Below are 21264 nucleotides of genomic sequence, written 5' to 3' on the forward strand. Positions count from 1 at the left end.
GGATGAGCGGCTACGAAGCATCCGGGCCGCAGCCCCCATGGGGCCAAAAGAAAAAAATCCCTCATTTAGGAGCGATCGTGGCGCGCGACATCGCGGCTCCCACCGTCATCCCCACCAACCATCAGGAACTGATCTCGTGGGTGAACGAGATCGCCGAACTGACCCAGCCGGACAATGTGGTCTGGTGTGACGGATCCGAGGCCGAGTACGAGCGACTGTGCGGGGAGCTCGTCAGCAGGGGCACATTCAAGAAACTCGACCCGGTCAAGCGCCCCCACTCCTACTACGCGGCCTCCGACCCGACCGACGTCGCCCGGGTCGAGGACCGGACGTTCATCTGCTCCGAGAAGGAGGAGGACGCCGGTCCGACCAACCACTGGATGGCCCCCGAGCGGATGCGGGACGTCTTCACCGGCGAGAAGGGCCTGTTCCGCGGCGCGATGCGGGGCCGCACCATGTACGTGGTGCCCTTCTGCATGGGGCCGCTCGGATCGAAGCTCTCCGCGCTCGGCGTGGAGATCACCGACTCCGCGTACGTCGCCGTCTCGATGCGCACCATGACGCGCATGGGCCGGGCCGTCCTCGACGAACTCGGCTCCGACGGGTTCTTCGTGAAGGCCGTGCACTCCGTCGGCGCCCCGCTGGGCGAAGGCCGGCAGGACGTCCCCTGGCCGTGCAACCAGACCAAGTACATCTCGCACTTCCCGGAGGACCGCGAGATCTGGTCCTACGGCTCCGGGTACGGCGGCAACGCGCTGCTCGGCAAGAAGTGCTACGCGTTGCGCATCGCCTCCGTCATGGCCCGCGACGAGGGCTGGCTGGCCGAGCACATGCTGATCCTCAAGCTCACCCCGCCCACCGGTGAGTCCAAGTACGTCGCCGCGGCCTTCCCCAGCGCCTGCGGCAAGACGAACCTCGCCATGCTGGAGCCCACGGTCTCCGGCTGGACGGTGGAGACCATCGGCGACGACATCGCGTGGATGCGGTTCGGCGAGGACGGCCGGCTGTACGCGATCAACCCCGAGGCCGGCTTCTTCGGAGTGGCGCCGGGCACCGGCGAGCACACCAACGCCAACGCGATGAAGACGCTGTGGGGCAACGCGGTCTTCACCAACGTCGCGCTCACCGACGACGGCGACATCTGGTGGGAGGGCATGACGGAGCAGGCCCCGGCCCATCTGACCGACTGGAAGGGCAACGACTGGACGCCCGAGTCGCCGACCCCGGCGGCCCACCCCAACGCCCGCTTCACCGTTCCCGCCGCGCAGTGCCCGATCATCGCGCCGGAGTGGGAGGACCCGAAGGGCGTGCCGATCTCCGCGATCCTGTTCGGCGGGCGCCGGGCCACCGCGGTGCCGCTGGTGACCGAGTCCTTCGACTGGAACCACGGCGTCTTCCTCGGCGCGAACGTGGCCTCCGAGAAGACGGCCGCCGCCGAGGGCAAGGTCGGCGAGCTGCGCCGCGACCCGTTCGCGATGCTGCCCTTCTGCGGCTACAACATGGGCGACTACATGGCCCACTGGATCGACGTGGCCAAGGACAAGGACCAGTCGAAGCTGCCGAAGATCTACTACGTCAACTGGTTCCGCAAGGACGGCGACGGGCGTTTCGTGTGGCCGGGCTTCGGCGAGAACAGCCGCGTCCTGAAGTGGATCGTGGAGCGCCTTGACGGCAAGGCAGAGGGCGTCGAGACGCCCATCGGCATCCTGCCGTCGAAGGCGGCGCTGGACACCGCCGGCCTCGAACTGTCCGACGCCCAGCTGGACTTCCTGCTCACCGTCGATGCGGAGGTCTGGCGCGAGGAGGCCGCGCTGGTGCCCGAGCACCTCAACACCTTCGGCGACCACACCCCGCAGGAACTCTGGGACGAGTACCGGGCCCTGGTACGGCGCCTGGGCTGACCCCCGAGGAAACAAGACTCCGCGGCCGGTCTGGGGAGTGCCCTGACCAGCGATCGTCACGGCCGGCCGCGGTGCCCGGACCGGCGAGGCCCCGTACAACGGCGTACGGGGCCCACGGCCTGCCGGCCCCCTCCCGTCCGCCCCGACGGAAGCAACCCGGCAGGCCTTCGCCCCCGGCCCCTGTCCACCCGGGGAGTCCGTCCCCGGCGGGAGGGGCCCGAGGTGAGGGGCGGCAGGGCTTTGACCCTGGCTGTCCCGTTCAGCTGGAGCGGTCTTCCAGGTAGCGGGTGTGGGATTCCTGGCGGCGGGATTCTGTCTCGCGGAGGGTGGACGCCAGGCGTTCGGCCTCGTCGTGGAGCAGGGTCAGCTGGCGTTCCAGGTGGCGCTCCGGCGGCTCGGTGCCCGGCGTCAGCCGCGTCCACCACCGGGTGCGTACGAAGGCGTCGACCGCCTCGGGGATGTCCTGCCGCACGGCCCGCGACAGCGTGTGCATGCCCTCCGGGTCCTGTGCCAGCACCTCGGTGACCCACCCCGGATCCAGCAGGGCGGTCAGCAGCTCGATGAGTTCGGTCAGCCGTCCGGCCGCCGCCGGCGGCAGGTCGACATCCGCGAGATAACCGCGCAGGGTCTCGAAGTCGCCGCGCAACTCGTCGAGTTGGGCGGTCGGGTCCGGGAAGTCCGGCAGCGCGGGCCGCTCCGGCGGGGCGATCAGCGCGCCCGCCCCGTACAGCCCGGCCACCACGACGGGCCAGTACGGCCCCGCCACCCCGGTGAAGGTCAGCGCGAGCCCCGCGAGGCCGCCCACACCGCCCGCGATGTTCTTGCGGGACTCCAGATAGCCGAGGAACCTACTGGTAGCCACGGATCTCCTCGAAGGCTCCGTCGAGCGAACCCTTGCGGGCGTCGAACAGACGGCCGCCGGTCAGGTCGGCGATGTGCTGCAACTCCGCCCGGTCGGAGTCGCCGAAGAGGATGGGGAAGACCGGGGTCTCGCGTTGGGCCTGGGTGAGACCGCGGTAGAACGCGTCGAACTCCGATGCCTTGGCACCCGTGGTGTTCTCGCCGTCCGTCATCAGCACGATCGAGGTGAAGGTCTCGCCGACGCCGCCCAGGTGCTCGTACGCCTTCTCCAGCGAGGTGTAGACGGCGGTGGCCCCCTGCGCGGACAGGGCGTCGGTGTCCTTGCGGATGGCGTCCAGACCGCTCTCGGGGTCGGACGGGCTGACGACATGGGTGCGCACGTTCTTCACGTCCGAACCGAACGGCATCAGGGTGACCTCCTCGCGCTGCCGGAAGTCCCCGGTGAGACCGGTGAGCGCCTTCTTCAGCCGGTCCAGCCGGTCACCCCGCATCGAGCCCGAGGTGTCGAGCACGTACACCGTGCGCGAGGGGCGGCGCAGTTCGTTCTCGTACGAGTCGAGCAGCCCGTCGGCGACCGACCGGCTGCCGGGGAACGGCAGTTCGCGCCGTCTGCTGGTGTCGAGGCCCGCGGCCGGCTTGACCGACGGGACGACCGGGCGGCGGTGGGTGCGCTCGGTGATCAGCCGCTGCGCGGAGTCGCCGCGCAGCGCTTCGGCGAGCCGGCGCACGTCCTGGCGGGCGTCGGAGCCGGCGGAGGCGAGCGAGGAGAGCGGGTAGTCGGCGGTGATCACGCCGTCGGTGGGCCGGATCACGGTGAGACCCGGGACGCCCTTGAGGACGGACTCGTAGTTGAGCAGGGCGTCGACGTTGCCGCGCCGCTCGTACGCCGACGCCAGCCAGCCCGAGGACCCGGAGGTCAGCTGCTGGCCCTTGAAGAACTCCTTGAGCCTCGGCGTCGCCTTCGCCACGTCCGCGTCGGTCAGCGCGGACTGGGCGCCGGACAGCGCGGAGGCGACCGAGACGAGCGTGGAGAAACCGGAGTTGGAGCGGGCCGGGTCGGTCATGCCGTAGGTCAACCGACCGTCCTGCACGGCCTGTTCGATCTGCCCCCAGGTGACCTGCGCCGGCTTCCAGTGCAGCCGGGTCAGTGCCTCCTGCCGGACGCCGATCGCGACCGGACTCGACATGATCGGTGTCTCGGAGACGACCTTCTTCGCGGCGTCCGGGCGCAGCCGCAGATAGTCGTTGGACGACAGCCACAGCGCGTCGTACGCCCCGTCGGCCCTGCCTTTCGCCACCAGGTCGATCGCGTCGAGGGTGCCCAGGTAGGTGGGGCGGACCGTGATGCCGGTGTCCTTGCGTATCCGCTCCAGCACCGGCGTCATGTCCGTGAGTTCGCTGGAGGCGAGGACGCGCAGGGTGCCGGGCCGGGGCGCGTTGCCGTCGTCCGAGGAGTCCTTGTGCTCCTGGGAGGTGCAGGCGGTCAGGAGGGCGGCGGCGGCCGCGAGGGCGGCGAGTCGTCGTCTCACGAGAGCCCTCCGTCCAGCGCGCCCTGCGTACGGCTGCGCTCCAAGTAGGTGCTCGCCTGCTGGAGTTCGGCGGTGAGGCTTTCGACGGTCGTCGCCATCGCCTCGGTGGCCTGCACCTTGTAGGTGTCGATCGCGTCCAGGGTGCGGTAGATCTGCTGGAAGGCGGAGCGCAGGGTCTCGGCGCCGACGGCCGGGTCGGCGGCGATGCGCTGGATCTCCCCGCTCTGTGTGCTCAGCATCTCGGCGTTGCCGCGGATCAGGTCCTCGGTCGTCCCGCGCAGGGCGTTGACCTGCTCGATGACCTTCTTCTGGTTGTCCAGCGCGGAGGCCAGCATCACGGAGATGCGCAGCGCCGAGACGGTCGTGGTGGCCGCGCGTTCGACGCCCTTGATCAGCTCCTCGTTGTTACGGCGTACGACGTCCATGGCGAGGTAGCCCTGCGCGCACACCGCGAGCTGGGTGAGCAGGTCCTGGTGCTTCTGCCGGACCGGGAAGAGCACGTCCGCGCGCAGGCCGTCGGCCCGCTCCGGGTCGCTCACCGCCACCCCGTCGATATGCCCCTCGACGGCGCCGTCGAGGGCCTCGGTGAGCACGACGTACTCCTGGAGCTTGCCCATGGTCTCCCACAGCCGCACCCGCTCGGTCTGCAACGCGGCGTTGTCGCGGCGCAGTTCGTCCTGGCCTCCGCGCAGCGAGCCGACGATCTTGTTCAGGGTGCCCTGCGCGGAGGCGTACTTGGCGACGTGGTCGCGCAGCTTGTTGCCGCCGGGCAGCCGGGACAGGAACTTGCGGCCCTTGCTCGCGGACAGATCGCGCGGGTCGAGGTCGTCGACGACCCGGCGGAGTTCCACGAGCGACCCGGCCACCTGGGCCTGGGCGTCGCCGCCCTTGCTGGGCAGGCTGCGGACGGCGCGTTCCAGCATGCGGTTGGACTGGGCGGCGGCGCTGCGCATCTCACCGGCGCCGAGGGCCGTGATCTCGCCGACCTTGCCCGCGAACTCGGGCGAGCGGGAGTCGAGGGCGGCCAGCCCCTCGATGTACGCGGCGGCCTTGCGGGACATGTCCTCGCGGACGCCCGCCTCGACGGGCACCAGACCGCCGGCCTTCTCCCGGGGCACGGGCGCCACGGCTTCGGGCGGGGTGAGCGTGAGGACGTCGTCGCCGCTGAGCGTCGGCTCATGGCCGCTCGGGCTGATGTGGTTGAAGCTGCTCATAGGTATCCCCCGGATCAGCCGCGTGCCCGGCGGGCCATCTCGTGCAGCACCTCGGAGGTGGGCACGGGCGCCTGCCGGACACCGGTCAGCTTCTGGTTGAGGTAGGCGGCACGGTCGGCCGTGGCCGCGATGAACTCGGCGGTGTCGCCCTGCGGGCGGAAGCCGTGCCGGACGGCGAGCTTGCGCAGCGTCGGGTCGGTGCTGAGGAGTTCCCCGAGCGCGCGGCCCTCGTCGGTGAGCGGCACGACGGTGTGGTCGCTGTTGACGGTGGTGTCGGGGTAGAGGACGACCAGGTCGTCGACCGACTTCTGCTCGCTGAGGAGCGTGGCGACCTGCGACTCGTACACCAGCACCAGTGGGTTGCCGGCGCCGCTGATGAAGTCCCGGAACGGACCGTCCGAGCTGGACTGCTGGGCGCCCTGGACGGAGATCAGCTTGCGCAGCAGCGGCGCGGTGCGGTCGACGTCGGCCGTGCTCGCGGCGACCTTGCCGCCGCCCGCGACATAGGAGGCGGCGGCCAGGTAGAGGGCGCCGGAGTTGGAGGACTCCGGGTCGGTGCTGGCGATGTAGAGGGTGCCGGTCAGTTCGCCGTGCCGGTCGGCGCCCTTGAGCTGCTGCCAGGTCCGGTCGTGGCGGGCGGCGTCGAGGTAGGCGGCCATCTTCAGGGTGCCGCGGCTCTTGCCGTCGAGCGTGGCCAGCCCGTTGGCGGCGAGCACATCGGCCGCGCTGCGGTGCGCCACCACGACGAGCGGTGAGTAGAAGGGGCGCGGCAGGGGCTCATGCACCCCGTACTTCTTGGCCAGTTGGTCGGCCGGTGCCTGGCTGGACGGGAAGGCGAAGTCGTACCCCTTGAGGTCGAGTCCTTCCATCGCCCAGGACCCCGATGACTCGGTCTTCACGGTGAAGCCCTTGTCGGCGAGGGCCTTCACCACGTCGGGATCGGCGAAGAACTCGGCCTTCTCCGATCCGATCACTCCTTGCACGGTCTTCGTTGCCGTGCCCTTGTCCTCGCCCTGTCGGCCTGCTATGACGGCGGCCACCACGCCGCCGATCAGCAGCACCGCGAGGACTATTCCCGCGATACGTCTCACGCGAGGCAGACTGCTCCCGGAATTCAACGTTCCGTAGGGGGTGTGGTGAACGGAGGGTGTCGGGCCGATCCCGTTATGCAACAGGAACAAGCCATTCCGCTCAGCGGGGTGAAGCGGAGTGAAGCAGCGTGAACGGGGTGGGGCGGGGCGAACGGGGTGGGGCAGGGTGAACGGGGTGGGGCAGGGTGAACGGGGCGGGACGGCGTGAAGAGGGCTGAGGGCGCCCGGTCTGCGCGTCGCTGCGGGTGCGCGCGGACCGGGGCCGTCCGGGGACCCGGGCCGCGGGGATCAGTGGGCCGCGCTGAGTTCCGGCAGGTCGCTCAGTGCGGCGGCGTGCGCGTCCATGCGCTCGGCGGACAGGATCGCCGCCGTGGTGTCGGCGCGGGACGCCGCGACGACCAGGGCGCGGCCGGCCAGCGCGTGCGCCCGGTGGTGCAGGGCGGCCGGGCGGGGGTCGGTCGCGGTGCCGGACGCGGGGGCCGGCGCGTGGCCGCCCCGCAGCCGGGTCACCTGGTCGGCGAGCCGTGCGGACGCCGCGTCCAGCTCGCCGGAGGGCGCGAGGGTGCGCAGTTCGTCGGTGACGGCGAGCAGCGCCGCGAGGTGTCCGGCGAGCTGGATGTCCAGCTCCTCCTCGCGCGACCGGTGGGGGAAGTCGGAGGGGGTGCCGGCCATCGGGTTGCCGTGCGGGGACCGGGGGGACGGTCCGGTGCGGGTCGGTTCGTACATGGGAGATGGCCTCCTGTGCTCTGACAGGAAGCTATCCTAGCTTAGAACTCGTCTAAAGTTGACCCTGATCGCGCAAGCGGGTCGGGCGGCTACCCGGGGTGAGGTGCGGTGGTCCGGCTACGGCTGTGCGTAGCCGTCCAGGAACGAGCCGATCCGGGTCACCGCGTCCCTCAGGTCCCCCGCCGACGGCAGCGTCACCACACGGAAGTGGTCCGGTTCCGGCCAGTTGAAGCCCGAGCCCTGGACCACCATGATCTTCTCGCGGCGCAGCAGATCGAGGACCATCTGCCGGTCGTCCTTGATCTTGAAGACATTCGGGTCCAGGCGCGGGAAGAGGTACAGCGCGCCCTTGGGGCGCACACAGGTGACCCCCGGGATCTGCGTCAGCAGCTCGTAGGCGACGTCCAGCTGCTCCTTCAGCCGCCCGCCCGGCAGCACCAGTTCGTTGATCGTCTGGCGCCCGCTCAGCGCGGCCACGACGCCGTGCTGGCCCGGCATGTTCGCGCACAGCCGCATGTTCGCCAGGATCGTCAGGCCCTCGATATAGGAGTCGGCGTGCGCCCGCGGGCCGGAGATCGACATCCAGCCCACCCGGTAGCCCGCCACCCGGTACGCCTTGGACATGCCGTTGAACGTCAGCGTCAGCAGGTCCGGGGCGACCGCGGCCGTCGGGGTGTGCGTGGCGCCGTCGTAGAGGATCTTGTCGTAGATCTCGTCCGAGCAGACCAGCAGATTGTGCCGGCGGGCGATGTCCGTCAGGCCCTTCAGCACCGCCGGGTCGTACACCGCGCCCGTCGGGTTGTTCGGGTTGATGATGACGAGCGCCTTGGTGCGGTCGGTGACCTTGCGCTCCACGTCGGCGAGGTCGGGCATCCAGTCGGACTGCTCGTCGCAGCGGTAGTGGACCGCGGTGCCGCCGGAGAGCGAGACGGCGGCCGTCCACAGCGGGTAGTCGGGGGCCGGCACCAGGACCTCGTCCCCGTCGTCGAGGAGCCCCTGCATCGCCATCACGATCAGCTCGGAGACGCCGTTGCCGATGTAGACGTGCTCGACGTCCGTCTCGATGCCGATGGTCTGGTTGTGCATCACGACCGCGCGGCGCGCCGCGAGCAGGCCCTTGGCGTCGCCGTAGCCGTGCGCCGACGACACATTGCGGAGGATGTCCTCCAGGATCTCGGGCGGGCACTCGAAGCCGAACGCCGCCGGGTTGCCGGTGTTCAGCTTGAGGATCCGGTGTCCGGCCGCCTCCAGCCGCATCGCCTCCTCAAGCACCGGGCCCCGGATCTCGTAACAGACGTTGGCGAGCTTGGTCGACTGGATCACCTGCATGTCCGCGAGCTTACGACCCGGTAACGGCCCGTGGATGGTGTTATCCGCCACGTGAGACACCCGACCGCCGACCGAGAGGCCCGCGGGACCCGCGAAACAGCCCACCCCCTCACACGGTCGGCCGACACCCCACATCCACCAGGACGAGTGACACCCCACGACCCGGGCCGACCGAAACGCCGGCGCGCCCCCGCCCCGCGACACGGGACCGCCCCCGCATCGCTGCGCGGCGGCCGTACGCGACCTCCGACGGGAACCCGGCGCCCCGCATCCGTCGGGACGGGTGCCCCGTGTGCCTCGTCGACGGCTGTGGGGTGAGGGCCGGGCGCGCGGAACTGATGTGGGTCGGGGTGCTCGGGCGGGTCGTCGGCTGGCTCGGCGCCGGGAGCGCTGTCCGGTGGGACGGGGCGGTGCGGAGTCGAGTTCGCTGGGTGAGGTACCTGGGGGTCGATGTGGGCGCGGAAGTCGTGGCGGGGGGCGAGTCGGTGGCTGGTCGGATGCCCGGCGTGGGGTCGCGCCTTTGGCCGCTGGGCGGTGGTGTGTGGACGTGGCCGTGGACGGCCTTCCGGCGGCCCTGCGACGGGAACCCGGCGCCCCGCATCCGTCGGGACGGGTGACGCCCCGCGGTCACCGTTGGTGACTCCCCGCCACCCGGACCGGAATGCACGACGGCACGGGGAGCGACCGGAATGCCGGGGCAGGGGGCGATTCGGTGGCCGGCCCGATGCCCGGTGTGGGGGTCGCGCCTGGGCCGCTGGGTGGTGGGCGTGTGGGTTTCGGCCGGTGGGGTGGGTGTGCGGATGTCGGCCTGTGTGGCCTTCGACGGTCCCGCGGAGCGAATCGGCTCCGCGTGGCTGCCGGGATGAGTGGCCTGTGCGTCTCGCCGCGTGCGGTGCGTGGGGGCGGGGCGGGCGGTAGCCCGGTGGTGCAGGGGGCCGTTCCCTCGTGTCTGTGCGCGGCCGGGTGCGGGGGCAACTGGGGGTGGGTTTGGGGGAGTCGGGGATCCGGGTGGGGTGTGTACCGCTTCTTGCTGTTGACCTTTGCCGGCTTCAGAATGTGCATGACAAGACTGCGGGCGGCCGGAAGATCTCCGGTCGCTTACGTCTGCAGAGGGGACCCCCCACATGAAGAAGCCTCTCCTTGCCGCGCTCGCGACCCTGGCGATCACCGGGGCCGGCACGGCGCCGGTGGCCGCGGCGACGGACACCACCGGCACGGCGGCGCAGGCCACGGCCACCCGGACCGCCGCCCCCGACGCCGCCCCCGCGAAGGCCGCCGCGCCCGCGATCCAGGCCGTCGACTTCGCCGGCACCGTCGCGCTCAGCAACTGCTCCGGCTCCGTCATCCGCTTCCCGGACTCCGCCGACACCGACCCGGCCCTCGTGCTCACCAACGGCCACTGCCTGGAGACCGGCTTCCCGGCCGCCGGCCAGGTCATCGTCGACCAGGCGTCCAGCCGCACCTTCGGCCTGCTCAACGCCTCGGCCACCCAGGTCGGCACGCTGCACGCCAGCAAGGTCGCGTACGCGACGATGACCGACACGGACGTCACGATCTACCAACTGACCACCACATACGCGCAGATCAGGAGCGCGTACGGGATCAACGCCCTGACCGTGCAGAACACACACCCGACCGCCGGCACCGCCATCACGGTCGTCTCCGGCTACTGGAAGCGGACCTACGCCTGTAGCGTCGACGGCTTCGTCCACCGCCTGAAGGAGGGCGACTGGACCTGGAAGGACTCCCTCCGCTACACCTCGGCCTGCGACACCATCGGCGGCACCTCGGGCTCCCCGGTGATCGACAACGCCACCGGCAAGGTCGTCGCCGTCAACAACACCGGCAACGAGGACGGCGCCCGCTGCACCGTGAACAACCCCTGTGAGGTCGACGAGGCCGGCACCGTCACCGTCCGCCAGGGCATCAACTACGCCCAGGAGACCTACCAGATCCCGGCCTGCTTCACGACCGGCAACAAGCTGAATCTGAGCGCGAGCGGCTGCGCCCTGCCCAAGCCGTAGCGCTCCGCTGGGAGGGCCGTGATGCGTCGTGTCGTTGGTCGGCTGCGGATGCGTTGTGGCTGATCGCGCCCGCGCGGCGGAGCCGCATGTCGACACGGCCCCGCGCCCCTTCGGGGCGCGTCAGGCCGGGGTTCGGCGGACCGATCGGCCGGGCAGGGCGTCCGTGCGGTGTGCGTCCTCGATCACGAACCGCCCGTCGACCAGGACGTACGGAACGCCCGTGGGCAGCGCGCGCGGCCGCTCGAAGGTGGACCCCGCCGCGACCGTCCGGGGATCGAACAGCACCAGGTCGGCGCGGTACCCCTCGCGGACCAGCCCGCGGTCCGGCAGACGCAGCCGGGCCGCGGGGCGCGAGGTGAGATGCGCGACGCACTCCTCCAGCGACAGCACCCCCAACTCCCGTACGTAATGGCCAAGATAGTGCGGAAAGGTGCCGTAGGCCCGCGGATGCGGCTTCGCGCCCCGCAGGATGCCGTCCGAACCACCGGTGTGCGCGCCGTGCCGCATGATCGCGCGGACGTTCTCCTCGTGGCCCACGTGCTGGAGGATCGTCGGCCCCAGCCGGTCCTCGACCAGCAGCCTGCGGGCCGTCGTCCAGGGCGGCTCGCCGCGCCGCCGCGCCGACTCCAGGACCGTACGGCCGACGTGGTCGGCGAGGGCCGGGGCGGTCACCCCGGAGATCTCGACGGTGTCCCACTCCACCGGCACGCCGTGGCAGCCGTCGGAGCCGACGACCTCCAGATGGTGCCGGATCCGCTCGGCGGTCGCCTCGTCGGTGAGCCGCCCCAGGATCGCCTCCGGGCCGCCCTCGCTGGCCCAGCCGGGCAGCAGCGCCGCGAGCGTCGTACAGCCCGGGGTGTAGGGGTAGGTGTCGAGGCTGATGTCGGCGCCGCCGGCGATCGCGTCGTCCAGGAGGGCCAACAGCTCGGCCGCACGGCCCTTGTTCACGCCGAAGTTCATGGTGGCGTGCGCGAGATGCAGGGCGCAGCCCGCCGCACCGGTCAGCTCCACCATCTCCGCGTACGCCGCCAGCGCGCCCGCGCCGTAGGAGCGGTGGTGCGGGCAGTAGTAGCCGCCGTACCGGGCCACCACCCGGCACAGCTCGGTGAGTTCCGCGTCCTCGGCGTACATGCCGGGTGTGTAGGTGAGCCCCGACGACATGCCGACCGCGCCCTGCTCCATGCCCTCGGCGACCAGCTGTCGCATCCGGTCCAGCTCGGCGGGCGTGGCCGGGCGGTCCTCCCAGCCGACGGCGAGCGCGCGCACCGTGCCCTGCGGGATCAGATAGGCGGCGTTGACGGCGATGCCCCCGTCCAGCCGGTCCAGGTACTCGCCGACGGACCGCCAGTCGAAGTCGATGTCGTCGCCGTACCCGTTCCAGCCGGTGATCGCGTGGCGCACCGCGTCGAGCGTGCGGTCGTCGACCGGGGCGTACGACAGCCCGTCCTGCCCGATGACCTCCAGGGTCACGCCCTGCGCGGCCTTCGCGCTGTGGTCGGGGTCGCGCAGCAGGGCGAGGTCGCTGTGGGCGTGCATGTCGATGAAACCGGGGGCGAGCACCAGCCCCTCGGCGTCCAGCTCCCGGCGGGCCCTGGGCCGTTGGCAGCCCGCCTGGGCGGCCTCCTGGACGATGGAGACGATCCGTCCGCCGTCCACCACCACATCGGCGCGGTACGACGGCGCCCCGCTGCCGTCCACGACGTCCGCGTCCCTGATGACCAGCTCCTCCACCGGCTGCCTCCTAGAAGAACGTGCGGATGTAGTCGACGACCGTGCCGTCCGCCTCGGCCAGCGGGATCAGCTGCCACTTGTCGAACGACGTGCACGGGTGGGACAGGCCGAGCCCGATCCAGTCGCCGACCTCCAGGTCCGCCTCCGGTTCGGTGCGCAGCCAGGCGTGCTGGTCGGACAGGCCGGTCACCGCGACGCCTCTCGCCGGCCGTGGTGTGCCGTTCCTGCGTACCACCTGGGCGAAGGGCAGGTCGAGGTCGTGGGCCGCGTCCCGCTTGCCCGCGTTGGCGAAGGCCTGCCCGGCGCTCGGGCGGGAGACGATCTGCGCCCACAACCGGAAGGCGGGCTCCAGGGCGCCCTCCTCGGGGACCCGGTTGAACGGGGTCACCGTGCGGTAGTGACCGTCGTCGTGCGAGACGTAGGCGCCGGAGCGGAGCAGCTTCAGGACGGGCCGGGACAGTGCGGGGACGTCGGCGAGCACGTCGGCCACCGCGTCGAACCAGGCGCTGCCGCCCGCGCTGACGACGATCTCCCCGGCGTCCGCGAACCGGCCCGCCCGGTCGAATTCCACGGCGAGTGCGACCAGTCGGCCAAGCCACGCGTGTACCCGCTCCGGGTCGGCCCGCGGCACCTCGCCCTCGTACCCGGCGACACCGACCAGCCGCAGCGTCCCCGCGGCGGCCACCGCGTCCGCGACCGCCGCGCACTCCGCCTCCGTCCGCACGCCGGTGCGGGCGTCCTCACCGGCGGCCAGCTCGACCACGACGTCCACGGGGCGGGCGGCCCCGCGCAGCGCCGCGTCCATCAGCTCCACGCCGCGCACCGAGTCGACGTAGCAGACGAAGCGGAAGGACGGGTCAGCGGCGAGTTCGGCGGCGATCCAGCGCAGGGCCGCCGCGTCCACCAGCTCGTTGGCGAGGAAGACCCGCTCGACGCCGAACGCCCGTGCCACCCGCACCTGGTGCGGCACCGCCAGCGTGATGCCCCAGGCGCCGTGCGCGAGCTGGCGGTTAAAGAGCTGCGGGGCCATGGAGGTCTTGCCGTGCGGGGCGAAGGCCAGGCCGTGCCGGGCCGCGTACGTCTCCATGAGCTTCAGGTTGTGTTCCAGGCGCTCGGCGGACAGCGTGAGCACGGGGGTGGTGAAGCCGTCGGTGAACAGGTTGCGGCGCTGTGCGGCCAGCTCGCCGACGGTCAGCCCCGCGGCGTCCGGCGGGAGCCCCTTGAAGCGGTGGTCGACGCGTTCCCCGGCCAGACGTGCCAGCGCCTCGGTGCTCATGGAACCTCCCTGATCAGGTGTGTTGCCCATGTTGCAACGACCGTTGCGTATATCGCTCACCGCTGTCTAACATCTCGGCCAACGCGGGGTCAACGGAGCCGCCATGACCCGCGTACGCACCGAGGAGCCGCGACGATCGTGACCGACACCGGAACCCGCACGAACCCCGACGTCGTGGACGTCGTCGCGCTCGGCGAGTCCATGGTCACGTTCCTGCCCACCCGCACCGGCCGCCTCGCCGACGTGCCCTCCTTCGACCGCGCCATCGGCGGCGCCGAGTCCAACGTGGCCTGCGTCCTCGCCGCGGCCGGACACTCCACGCGCTGGGTCAGCCGGGTCGGCGCCGACGGCTTCGGCGACCATCTCGTCCGGGCCATCGGGGCCTACGGCGTCGACGTCGACTCGGTGCGGCGGGATCCGGCGCGGCCCACCGGGATCTACTTCCGCACCGCCGGCGACCGGGCGGGCGACGACCACGAAGTCGCCTACTACCGGGCCGGTTCGGCGGCCTCCGCGATGTCCGTCGACACCGTGGACCCGGCGGCGCTGCGGGCCGCGCGCATCCTGCACCTGTCCGGGATCACGGCCGCGCTCTCCGCGGGCTGCCTCGACCTGCTGCGCGCACTGACCGCGCCCCGGCCCGGCCGCCGGCCCCTCGTCTCCTTCGACGTGAACTTCCGCCCGGGACTGTGGCGCGAGGCCGCCGCGCCCCGCGTGCTGCTGGACCTCGCCCGCGGCTGCGACCTGGTCTTCGTCGGCACCGACGAGGCGGAGGCGGCCTGGGGCGTCACACCGGACCCGGACGCGATCCGCGCCCTCCTCCCGGAGCCCAGGACCCTCGTGGTGAAACAGGGCGCACACGGGGCGACGGTCTTCGAGCGGGCGGACGTGGCCGACACGGACCGGGTGTACGGCGTGGGCGGTGCGGGTGGCGTCGCTCGTACGGACCCGCTCGACGCGGTTCGGGCGGCCGGCCCGAGCGGGGCGAACGACGCCGTCGACGTGGAGGTGCTGGGCAGTGCGGACGGCGTCGGCGGTGTGGGCGGCGCGCACGGTGCCGGGGGCACGCGCGGTGCCGACCCCGTGGGCGATCCGGGCCGCTCGGGCGACGTAGGCCGTGCCGGGAACACCCGGTCGGAGCGGACCGGTTCCGGCCCCGGCCCCGGCTCTGGTCCCGGCCGCACTGCCTCCGAGCCGGGCCGGGCCACACGGCCCGCGACCACTCCTGACTCGCCTGGCTCCGTCCCCGCCGCGGACACGCGTACCTTCGTGCCCGCGTTGTATGTCGATGTCGTCGCGCCCGTCGGGGCCGGGGACGCCTTCGCCGCCGGGTTTCTGTCGGCGACGCTGCGCGGACGGTCCGTGCGGGAGCGGATCAGGTCCGGGCATCTCATGGCCGCCGCCGCGCTCACCGTCCCCGGCGACCTAGCCGTGCCCCCCTCCAGGGACCACGCCGACCGGCTGATCGCCCTGGACGACGCGGCCTGGAGGAGACTTCGACTCGGCCCCGGCTGGACACACGCCGAGGGCCGGGCCGATCAGGAGGTACCCACGCCATGAGCCAGACCGTCGACCGCGCGCTGAGCATCCTGCCGCTGCTCGCCGAGGGCCCCGCCGACCTCGGCCAGGTCGCCGACCGGCTCGACGTGCACAAGTCCACCGCGCTGCGCCTGCTGCGCACCCTGCACGAACACGGCCTCGTCTACCGCCAGGCCGACCAGCGCTACCGGCTCGGCGCCCGCCTCTTCGCCCTCGCCCAGGAGGCGATGGAGAACCTGGACATCCGCGAGATCGCCCACCCCCACCTGGTCCGCCTCAACGAAGCCTGCGGACACACCGTGCACCTCGCCGTGTACGAGGAGCACGAGGTGCTGTACATCGACAAGGTGGAGAGCCGCTACCCGGTGCGCATGTACTCGCGGATCGGCAAGCCCGTCGCCATCACCGTCGCCGCCGTCGCCAAACTGCTCCTCGCCGACCTGCCCGACGCCGAGCGCCGCGCCCTCGCGGAACAGCTCGACTACCCCATGTACACGCCCCGTTCCACCCCCAACGCCCCCGCGTTCCTGCGGGAGTTGGACAAGGTCAGGGAACAGGGCTGGGCCACCGACCTCGGCGGCCACGAGGAGTCCATCAACTGCGTCGCCGCCCCCATCCGCGGCGCCGGCGGCCGGGTGGTCGCCGCGATGTCCGTCTCCGCGCCGAACGTCGTCGTCACCGCCGACGAACTCCTCACCCTGCTCCCGCAGGTGCGCCGCACCGCCGACGCCATCAGCGGCGAGTACTCCGGCAGAACTCCAGGGAAGGAAACCCCCGCATGACCGAGAAGACCGCGCTCACCCCCGCGACCCACACCACCCCGCCCGCGAAGTTCTCGCACGGGGTCAAGAAGGGCAACATCCTCCAGGTCGCCGGTCAGGTCGGATTCCTCCCCGCCGAGCCGGGCAAGCCGCCCACGCCGGCCGGCCCCACCCTGCGCGAGCAGACCCTCCAGACCCTCGCCAACGTCAAGGCGATCCTGGAGGAGGGCGGCGCGAGCTGGGACGACGTGATGATGATCCGCGTCTACCTCACCGACGTAGCGCACTTCGCCGAGATGAACGACATCTACAACGCCTACTTCGAGGAGCAGGGCCTCACCCAGCCGCCCGCCGCGCGCACCACCGTCTACGTCGGCCTGCCCGCGGGACTCCTCATCGAGATCGACGCGCTCGCCGTACTCGGCTGACCGCCCCCGCACCCCGCGTCCGTACCCCGTCGCACGGCGCCTCCCCACCGGGGCGCCGCGCCGCGATCCCCCCTGCCCGAAAGCACCGTGTACGCCCCCAGAGGACCCCCACATGCCCCCCATATCCCTGCCCCCAGCCGCCGCCGCGCCCGCCGCGCCACCCCACACCGGAGGGCTGCTCCTCCTGGTCGACGGCACCGCGGGACTGCTCGTCGTCGCCGCCATCGGCATCGCCCTGCTGCTCTTCCTGATCATCAAGGCGCGGCTGCAGCCCTTCGTCGCCCTCCTCGCCGTCTCCATCGCCGTCGGCCTGCTCGCAGGACTGTCGGTCACCGAACTCTTCGGCACCGTCCAGCGTTCCGACGCCGTCTCCACCATCGAATCCGGCATGGGCGGCATCCTCGGCCACGTCGCGATCATCATCGGCCTCGGTACGATGCTCGGCGCGATCCTCGAAGTCAGCGGCGGGGCCGAGGTGTTGGCGTCCCGGCTGCTGGGCCTGTTCGGCGAGCGGCGGGCACCCCTCGCGATGGGTCTGACGGGCCTGATCTTCGGCATCCCCGTCTTCTTCGACGTCGGCATCTTCGTGCTCGCGCCGATCGTGTACGCCGCCGCCAAGCGGTCCGGCAGGTCCATCCTGCTGTACTGCCTGCCGCTGCTCGCCGGCCTGTCCATGACCCATGCCTTCCTGCCGCCGCACCCCGGCCCGGTGGCCGCCGCCGGGCTGCTGCACGTCCAGCTCGGCTGGATCATCCTCATGGGCATCGTCTGCGGCATCCCCGCCGTGCTCGCCGCCTGGGCCTTCTCCGCCTGGATCGGCCGGCGGATCTTCGTGGCCGTATCGCAGGACATGGTCGAGGCCGCCGAGGAGGCACGGCGGGCGGTGGTCGAGGAACAGCGGGCGACCGGTACCCGGCCGCAGGAGAAGCCGGTCCCGCTGGGCACGGTCCTCACCATCATCGGCACCCCGCTGGTGCTGATCCTCGCCGCCACCTTCTCCTCGATCGCCCTTGATCCTTCCACCACCCGTTCGGTGATCGAGTTCTTCGGCAACCCGTTCGTGGCGCTGACCATCGCGCTGCTGCTCGCGTACTACCTGCTGGGTCTGCGCCGTGGCTGGTCCCGCAGGTCCCTGGAGACCGTGTCGACGTCCTCGCTGAAGCCGGTCGGCAACATCCTCCTGGTGGTCGGCGCGGGCGGTGTCTTCGGTGCCGTGCTCAAGGCGAGCGGTGTCGCGCAGGCCCTGTCGGACACCTTCCACGACGTCGGCCTGCCGGTGCTCGTGCTCGCCTACCTCATCTCGGTCGTGCTGCGGGTGGCCCAGGGTTCGGCGACCGTCGCGATCGTCACCACGGCCGGCATCGTCGCCCCCCTCCTCGCCGAGGGCGACCACTCCCAGGCGTTCGTCGCGCTCGTCATCATGGCGATCTCGGCAGGCTCCATCTTCGCCTCGCACGTCAACGACGGCGGCTTCTGGATGGTCGCCAAGTACTTCGGCATCAGTGAACGCGACACCCTGAAGACATGGACCGTTCTGGAGTCGGTCCTGTCGCTCGCGGGCTTCGCGGTCGCCGCCGTACTGAGCTTGTTCGTCAGGTGAGTTGAGCGGCCCCGAGCCTGGTCGCGTGACCAGGGTGAACCGGGGTGACGGGTGGGCTGACTGGTTCCGGCACAGGAACGTCGTCCATACTGCCCGCGTGGAGCAGCGCATAGGATCGAGCAGCCAGCCCCTCGAGGGCGCCGGATTCGACCCGGCCTTCATTCCCGGGATCACCGCACCCGTACCGGCGGACCGGAAGGACACCGAGGCGGAGGACGCCGTCGAGACCGAGGAGACGGCCTCGGCACGCGACACGGAAGCGCCCGCCGCCGAGGCCGAGGAGGGCGCCGAGGCCGCGCAGGACAAGGCGGAGGCCGAGGACGAGGACGCCAAGGCGGAGGCCGAGGACGGGCAGGCCGAGGGCGAGGACGCCAAGGCCGAGGGCGAGGACGCCAAGGCCGAGGGCGAGGACGAGCAGGACGGTGACGAGGGCGAGCCGGACGGCCCGGTCTTCGAGGCCGCCGACCGCCGTGCCCGGATAGTCGCCGACCGCAAGGGCGTCCGGCTCCGCCTCGACGAGGAGTCCTGCGAGTTCCGCTGGGACGAGATCGGCGCGGTCGAGACGGAGGCGCCCCGCTTCGGGAAGCGTTTCACCGTCACGGTGCACACCCCTGACCGACGCTGGTACCCGATCGAGATCGAGGCGACGGCCAGGGCGCGCTTCAAGGAGTGGGAGGAGCAACTGGACGCCGTACTCGACGCCTACTTCGAGGTCTAGGAGCGGCCCGCCGGGGGCCGCTCGGCCGCGGAGCGGTCCGGCTCGTCCGACGCGCGTCTCCCTCCGTGTCCACGGCGTGCCGGACCAGGTCGCCGCAGCGGTCCCGCCAGCACAGTGGGCCCGGCCTCTCTTCGCCCGCGGAGGCAGGGCCCGCTTCCGTATGCCGTTCTATACAGTCGTCAGGGCTGCCCGGAGGTAGGCGTCCAAGCGGACGGCGTGGTCCTCCATGGCCGCCTTCCAAGGCTGCGAGTCCGTGGCCGCGATCTCCCGCCAGGTACGTGTGTTGGCCACCGCGAACGCCAGGACCGCCGCTGGGTCAGCATCCCGCCACGAACGGAGCTGCCGCGCCCACTCCACCGCGTCCTCCACGGTGCAGCCCGCCTGCATCAGGCGCAGCGCCCACATGAAGGGGTCGATCCATGCAGCGCCCCGGGTCGGCCACGCCCAGTCGATGATGCGCGCCCGACCGCCGGAGATGAGCACGTTGTCCGGTGCCCAATCCGTATGGAGAAGGGCGTCCCCGGCGAACAGCTCGGCCGTGCCGGGGTCCGCGTACTGCCCCCACCGGTCCGGGGCCGTCTTCAACTCGGTCCCCTCCGGCGCGATGACGTCCTGCAGCTCCTCCCGAGAGCCCGCACACCGACGCCGGGCAGCCGTGCACAGCGTCCTTCCTCACCTGCCTGGATTGCGAGAACGCCCGAGCCCTGCCCCATCAACTCCCAGTACTGATCGCCGCGATCGAGGAAATGTGCGCTTTGCGACCACACCTGGACCCGGCCCTATGGGGCGCCCGCTACGAGCCCAGGGTGCAACAGCTCGAAGAAATCACCGGCAGCGAGCTGATCACCGAGTCCGGTCTGCGACGCGACGTCGTCTACGGCGACCACAAAGAGTTGGTCGAGGAGTTCCAGGCCCGCGTCAAAGCCCGGCACACGGTCCCCGCTGCCGCCGAGAAGATCGCCGAGCAGAACCGGGCGCTCAAGGAGGAGAACGCCGCCCTGAAAGCCCGACCTGGCCGCCGAGCGAGAGAGGAACAGAACCCTGACCAGGGGTGCCGTCGAACGGTCTCTGGAGTTGGAACAGGCGAAGGAGGAACTCACCTAGAATGCGGATGTGGTGCGACTGCCTGGCAGCCGCACCAACTCCCCATCCTGGCAGTGCTGATCAGCCCGCCGACCCCTGGCCCTTTCCTCGGTAGGTGCAGCGGCTCTACCAGTTGGTCAAGTCGGCGAGGAGGTCGCAGTGGGGGTCGTCGGGGGCCGGCTGCCGGTACTGCTCTTCGTCGATGAGCGTGGGCAGGGAGGCGATCAGTGCGGTGGACGTACCGGTCAGACGGATGTCCGCGCCGATGATGCCAGGCTGGTCGGGGCGCTGTACGTAGAGGCGCATCAGATCGCGGCCCAGCATCAGGAAGCCGATCAGAAAGGGGTGCTCGTTGTCGCCTGGGTCGGACAGGGCCCGCAGGACGGTGAGCGCCTGGCCCTGTTCGGGCTCCGGGTCAGGGGTGATCTCCTCCGGGCGGAGGCGGATGAGGGTCATTCCCATGGCTTCGCGGATGTCACTGCTGCCGTAAAGCTGGGTTCCGGTCAGGACGGTGCGCAGGATACCGGGGATGTAGTACGGGGCGACGGTGTCGTGGGGGATCTCGTAGAGGAAGGTGGCGCCTTCCTCGTCGTCTCCCGCGTGGATGGCGATCCGCACGGCGCCGGGAGTCGGCAGGACTCCGCGCAGACGGCAGCCTTCGACGATGGGCGCGTTGAGGTAGTACAGCAGCAAACGGCTGACGGCCGCCTGCTGCTGTCGGTCTTCGGGGTCTGTCACTGGTTCATCCATGTGGGGCACTTGTTGTTCGGCTGGTTACGGCAGAAAGCATTGACGACGCCGATCTTCTGCCCCCGGCCGGCGTCGTACTTCCCGTCCTTGGTCTTTCGCGTGTACTGGACGATCACGACGAACTTGACCTGCACAGGCCTGCCGCCGGTCCTGATGGCGACGCCGTCGTACTCAAGGCGCCCGTGACCGTCGTTACGGTCGACCTTATCCTTGAGAGCCGCGTTGAGGATTGAACACTTCTTGATGTTGTGGCGGTGTGTGAAGTGGTTCCAGCCGAAATCGGAGTTGCCGAACCTGGTGACGATCTTGCGCCCGTCGTCATCGGTCGACGTGCAGTGGACCCTGTGGTCCCATGGATTTGGTTGGGCCGGTCGCAGGGCCTGCGCGGGAGCTGCCGTACCGGACAGAAGGGCCGCGGTGGACAGGACAGTTGCCGCTAATGCGATGATCTTCCTCACGGCGTGATCGTGGCATATCTAGCATCGGACGCACACCATACTTTTGCGACATGTCCGCCGACGCATCAGACCTCAACCGTCCGACAACCTTGATTCCGCCAACCCACTTGCCTAATGAATGCACTCGTAGTCGCACCCGAGGTTGATCTCCCATCAGATATCTAGCGAGGGGACGCCCCGCTTTAGCGGGGTGGGGAATCGCTTCTCTGGCCTGCTCTGACATCAACTGTTTCCACGGGTCTGCA

General features: G+C 71.0%; 19 protein-coding genes. 7 read left to right on the forward strand and 12 right to left on the reverse strand.

Annotation, left to right across the window (positions count from 1 at the left end):
* The first annotated feature begins 77 nt into the window (after positions 1 to 77).
* Complete coding sequence (locus ABT245_RS35915) at positions 78 to 1901, forward strand: phosphoenolpyruvate carboxykinase (GTP) (RefSeq protein WP_351742201.1); 1824 nt, start codon at positions 78 to 80, stop codon at positions 1899 to 1901.
* Between the two features lie 259 nt (positions 1902 to 2160).
* Here the strand turns inward: ABT245_RS35915 and ABT245_RS35920 are convergent, their stop codons facing one another.
* The 6 genes from ABT245_RS35920 to ABT245_RS35945 form a co-directional block, all read right to left on the reverse strand.
* Positions 2161 to 2763: a hypothetical protein gene (locus ABT245_RS35920; protein ID WP_351742203.1), complete on the reverse strand. Its 603-nt coding sequence runs from the start codon at positions 2761 to 2763 to the stop codon at positions 2161 to 2163.
* On the reverse strand, positions 2750 to 4291 hold the full coding sequence (locus tag ABT245_RS35925) for a substrate-binding and vWA domain-containing protein (protein WP_351742206.1): 1542 nt from the start codon (positions 4289 to 4291) through the stop codon (positions 2750 to 2752). The genes ABT245_RS35920 and ABT245_RS35925 overlap by 14 nt, the downstream gene beginning before the upstream one ends.
* Positions 4288 to 5505: a toxic anion resistance protein gene (locus tag ABT245_RS35930; RefSeq protein ID WP_351742208.1), complete on the reverse strand. Its 1218-nt coding sequence runs from the start codon at positions 5503 to 5505 to the stop codon at positions 4288 to 4290. Before ABT245_RS35930 ends, ABT245_RS35925 begins: the two co-directional genes overlap by 4 nt.
* 14 nt (positions 5506 to 5519) lie before the next feature.
* Positions 5520 to 6596 (reverse strand): substrate-binding domain-containing protein, encoded by a 1077-nt coding sequence (locus tag ABT245_RS35935; RefSeq protein WP_351742211.1) that lies wholly within the window; start codon positions 6594 to 6596, stop codon positions 5520 to 5522.
* 288 nt (positions 6597 to 6884) lie between these two features.
* Positions 6885 to 7322 (reverse strand): SCO4983 family protein, encoded by a 438-nt coding sequence (locus ABT245_RS35940; protein WP_351742213.1) that lies wholly within the window; start codon positions 7320 to 7322, stop codon positions 6885 to 6887.
* Positions 7323 to 7439: 117 nt separating this feature from the next.
* The gene (locus ABT245_RS35945; protein ID WP_351742216.1) at positions 7440 to 8651 is read right to left on the reverse strand and encodes a pyridoxal phosphate-dependent aminotransferase; all 1212 of its coding nucleotides are present in this window, start codon (positions 8649 to 8651) and stop codon (positions 7440 to 7442) included.
* 1124 nt (positions 8652 to 9775) lie between these two features.
* Here ABT245_RS35945 and ABT245_RS35950 point away from each other — a divergent pair.
* A complete protein-coding gene (locus ABT245_RS35950; protein WP_351742218.1) occupies positions 9776 to 10675 on the forward strand; it encodes a trypsin-like serine peptidase in 900 nt (299 codons plus the stop codon).
* A gap of 120 nt (positions 10676 to 10795) precedes the next feature.
* Here ABT245_RS35950 and ABT245_RS35955 read toward each other — a convergent pair whose 3' ends face one another.
* Both ABT245_RS35955 and ABT245_RS35960 read right to left on the reverse strand, forming a co-directional pair.
* Positions 10796 to 12406, reverse strand: a complete 1611-nt coding sequence (locus ABT245_RS35955; protein WP_351742220.1) for an N-acyl-D-amino-acid deacylase family protein — start codon at positions 12404 to 12406, stop codon at positions 10796 to 10798.
* A 10-nt stretch (positions 12407 to 12416) separates the two neighbouring features.
* Entirely contained in the window at positions 12417 to 13682 is a 1266-nt protein-coding gene (locus ABT245_RS35960) for an amino acid deaminase (protein WP_351742223.1), read from the reverse strand.
* A 138-nt stretch (positions 13683 to 13820) separates the two neighbouring features.
* Here ABT245_RS35960 and ABT245_RS35965 point away from each other — a divergent pair, with 138 nt between their 5' ends.
* The 5 genes from ABT245_RS35965 to ABT245_RS35985 all read left to right on the forward strand — a co-directional run bounded on the left by ABT245_RS35965 (position 13821) and on the right by ABT245_RS35985 (position 18728).
* Entirely contained in the window at positions 13821 to 15242 is a 1422-nt protein-coding gene (locus ABT245_RS35965) for a sugar kinase (RefSeq protein ID WP_351742225.1), read from the forward strand.
* On the forward strand, positions 15239 to 16003 hold the full coding sequence (locus tag ABT245_RS35970; protein WP_351742227.1) for an IclR family transcriptional regulator: 765 nt from the start codon (positions 15239 to 15241) through the stop codon (positions 16001 to 16003). Before ABT245_RS35965 ends, ABT245_RS35970 begins: the two co-directional genes overlap by 4 nt.
* The gene (locus ABT245_RS35975; RefSeq protein WP_351742230.1) at positions 16000 to 16410 is read left to right on the forward strand and encodes a RidA family protein; all 411 of its coding nucleotides are present in this window, start codon (positions 16000 to 16002) and stop codon (positions 16408 to 16410) included. Before ABT245_RS35970 ends, ABT245_RS35975 begins: the two co-directional genes overlap by 4 nt.
* Before the next feature lie 121 nt (positions 16411 to 16531).
* A complete protein-coding gene (locus ABT245_RS35980; protein ID WP_502982259.1) occupies positions 16532 to 18010 on the forward strand; it encodes a GntP family permease in 1479 nt (492 codons plus the stop codon).
* A gap of 97 nt (positions 18011 to 18107) precedes the next feature.
* The gene (locus ABT245_RS35985; RefSeq protein WP_351742235.1) at positions 18108 to 18728 is read left to right on the forward strand and encodes a hypothetical protein; all 621 of its coding nucleotides are present in this window, start codon (positions 18108 to 18110) and stop codon (positions 18726 to 18728) included.
* A 168-nt stretch (positions 18729 to 18896) separates the two neighbouring features.
* Here the strand turns inward: ABT245_RS35985 and ABT245_RS35990 are convergent, their stop codons facing one another.
* From ABT245_RS35990 to ABT245_RS36005, 4 genes are all read right to left on the reverse strand, one after another.
* Positions 18897 to 19313, reverse strand: coding sequence for a hypothetical protein (locus tag ABT245_RS35990; protein WP_351742237.1), 417 nt, complete (start codon positions 19311 to 19313; stop codon positions 18897 to 18899).
* 194 nt (positions 19314 to 19507) lie between these two features.
* Positions 19508 to 19828, reverse strand: coding sequence for a hypothetical protein (locus ABT245_RS35995; protein ID WP_351742240.1), 321 nt, complete (start codon positions 19826 to 19828; stop codon positions 19508 to 19510).
* 109 nt (positions 19829 to 19937) lie between these two features.
* Positions 19938 to 20549, reverse strand: coding sequence for a hypothetical protein (locus tag ABT245_RS36000; RefSeq protein WP_351742243.1), 612 nt, complete (start codon positions 20547 to 20549; stop codon positions 19938 to 19940).
* A complete protein-coding gene (locus tag ABT245_RS36005; RefSeq protein ID WP_351742246.1) occupies positions 20546 to 21019 on the reverse strand; it encodes a hypothetical protein in 474 nt (157 codons plus the stop codon). Before ABT245_RS36005 ends, ABT245_RS36000 begins: the two co-directional genes overlap by 4 nt.
* Positions 21020 to 21264: the final 245 nt, after the last annotated feature.

The sequence above is a fragment of the Streptomyces sp. NPDC001508 genome (assembly GCF_040298665.1).
Lineage (GTDB): Bacteria > Actinomycetota > Actinomycetes > Streptomycetales > Streptomycetaceae > Streptomyces.

Excerpts from the sequence above, each read along its gene's own strand:
- ABT245_RS35930 (WP_351742208.1), bottom strand. The coding sequence starts at position 5,505 with ATGAGCAGCTTCAACCACATCAGCCCGAGCGGCCATGAGCCGACGCTC.
- ABT245_RS35975 (WP_351742230.1), top strand. The coding sequence starts at position 16,000 with ATGACCGAGAAGACCGCGCTCACCCCCGCGACCCACACCACCCCGCCC.
- ABT245_RS35940 (WP_351742213.1), bottom strand. The coding sequence starts at position 7,322 with ATGTACGAACCGACCCGCACCGGACCGTCCCCCCGGTCCCCGCACGGC.
- ABT245_RS35945 (WP_351742216.1), bottom strand. The coding sequence starts at position 8,651 with ATGCAGGTGATCCAGTCGACCAAGCTCGCCAACGTCTGTTACGAGATC.
- ABT245_RS35960 (WP_351742223.1), bottom strand. The coding sequence starts at position 13,682 with ATGAGCACCGAGGCGCTGGCACGTCTGGCCGGGGAACGCGTCGACCAC.
- ABT245_RS35950 (WP_351742218.1), top strand. The coding sequence starts at position 9,776 with ATGAAGAAGCCTCTCCTTGCCGCGCTCGCGACCCTGGCGATCACCGGG.
- ABT245_RS35970 (WP_351742227.1), top strand. The coding sequence starts at position 15,239 with ATGAGCCAGACCGTCGACCGCGCGCTGAGCATCCTGCCGCTGCTCGCC.